Consider the following 2,061-nt stretch of genomic DNA (forward strand, 5'->3'; position numbering starts at 1 on the left):
GTTTTTAAGCAAGCTATCAATGAAAAATGACTGTTTTTCGTCGCTCCAAACACTGTCCCTTTGGTAAGCAGGGGCAAAATTATATTTGTTCAGTAAGTAGCTCTCCCAGAAGTTAGCCACCGTGATCGTGTTCGTTTCTCGCATCAGGCTGACTGACATTTCATCTTCTCCTTGAGAGTCTCAGAACTGGAATATGTAACAAAATTACTGAATATACTTGTCAGAACAGCATTGATTGTTCTTTGAGGGTTAGGGTTTATCATGGTCACGTCGAGTAAGGGGTCACAGCCCGTAAACAGCTCGTCAAGCTCAGACCTGTCTACGTGCCAGTAAGACAAGCCACAAATAATCATTTCGTCATCCTTGTCTAGCCTATCAGCCTTGAGCTTTGCTTCAGCTCTAATAGGAAAAGACCACGTGTGACGAAAACGCTCTGAGTCACCTGCTGGGGGAATCAGGGCTGTAATAAGGTGATTATCATCCAGGCCATCATAAGCAACCGAAAATTCCTCTGTCGAACCATCCTGAAGCTCACGGTCGTACTTTATTCCATAAGAGTCTCTGGCAGATTTGCTCTCATGAAGAAAACTAATTGAGCCATGAGGCTTGAGTATTTTTATCCTTGCATTTTCCACTCTGTCACCCACAAGCCCAACTTTGTAGGGTATCTTGAATCGGTCTAGAAGGCGCTCTAGCCATACGTCGTAATTGTATGTGACGACCACTATTTCGCTATAGCTATCTGACTGACTGGCATGCCTTATAAACTCAAGCCAAGGCCAGCTCTGAGCTGAGTCCGGTATTTCTGGCACTTGTTTGTTATAAAAAACAAACAAGTGCTTAATATATTGGATGAATTCCTTGTAGGCGTGGATATAGATATCGTTAGGTCGGTCACCTAGGCCAACCTCATCAGGCTTCTTCTTTGATGCATAGACGTTTACGCACGTGATAATGTCCTCGATCAGATCCATTGCGTCCCTGGCACTCATGTTTGGTCTGGCCCCTAGGTTCCATAAGTTCGGACAGTGTTTAAAAGACAGGAAGCCCGGCATTCCTGTTGCTGGCCAAGGAACCTCGGTGCCTCTTCGAAACAAATTTATTACGTCTATATCATCAAATCGACCAATATGTTTCAGGAAATCTATGGTGAATCCGTTACCCAGAATCAAGAACAACTTCTTACTCAAAAAAATTCCTTGTATTTCTATAAGACAAATTAATGTTTGCAGGCAAAGCGGAACTTGTTTTCAAGCAGCTACGCCTAACCTACTAACCACTGCTTCAGTTTTGGCTCATCAAAAATGACCTGTTCAAACTCTTCTGGCGACTCTGCCTCAAATCGCACGTCTACAAACTCCTGATAATCATCATCTTGTGACGTTTTCATTTCCATCAGAGAGTAACGCAGGCTGTCGTCAATTTCCCGGTGTCGAGGGTCTTCGGGAAGCACGCAGATTTTCAGAATTTTGTGCCCCTGCACGTACACGAAGGAAGGGCCGGTATCGTTACGGTACGACTGGTCTTTGAAGTAGACCGGAATACGGATGCCCAGTGGGTAATCCTTGCCAAACTACTGCTTGTACGGTTCCATTACTACCCCTGAATTAAATAGTCTTAAAGATGCTTATTTTAAACCTTGCAGCGCACTGTGTTAAAAAAATTTTTGTGTTCCAATTTTGCACTACAAGCCAAACTTCATAACAGGCACAAAGATCAGAATCTTCACGGTCATTAACTAGAAAAGTGGGGTCTGTAAGACGAACATCACCGACTAGACTGTGGACCGGCAAAGTCCGGAAACGCATCAAGGCTGGTTTGCCAGCAGCACAGCGAAATGAAACCATGAACAGGTTTCATCCCTATGGTATTAGTTTGTAGAACCCGATTCACGTTGGGGATGCTTATGCTCATTAGTGTGGGCCTGAGTCTCACACTGAATAAAAAATGATCGTTTTCCCTGTGATTCAGATTTTATTGCAAGATTTTTTAATGCCTATTCGCTCAAACGTACAAGTCTTCTTATAATCTACCCCGAATCATCCACCGACCATTACACGG

Annotated in this window: 2 protein-coding genes; both read right to left on the bottom strand. The window is 43.7% G+C overall.

Features of this window, described 5'->3' with window-relative positions; translation table 11 throughout:
* Positions 1–143: 143 nt before the first annotated feature.
* Positions 144–1,172 carry an SIR2 family protein gene (locus tag KDK18_RS05350; protein ID WP_257253741.1) on the bottom strand — a complete coding sequence of 343 codons (1,029 nt, stop codon included), beginning with the start codon at positions 1,170–1,172 and terminating at the stop codon, positions 144–146.
* 92 nt (positions 1,173–1,264) lie between these two features.
* The gene (locus KDK18_RS05355) at positions 1,265–1,489 is read right to left on the bottom strand and encodes a hypothetical protein (RefSeq protein ID WP_257253742.1); all 225 of its coding nucleotides are present in this window, start codon (positions 1,487–1,489) and stop codon (positions 1,265–1,267) included.
* Positions 1,490–2,061 lie beyond the last annotated feature (572 nt).

The sequence above is a fragment of the Endozoicomonas sp. SESOKO3 genome (genome assembly GCF_024606255.1).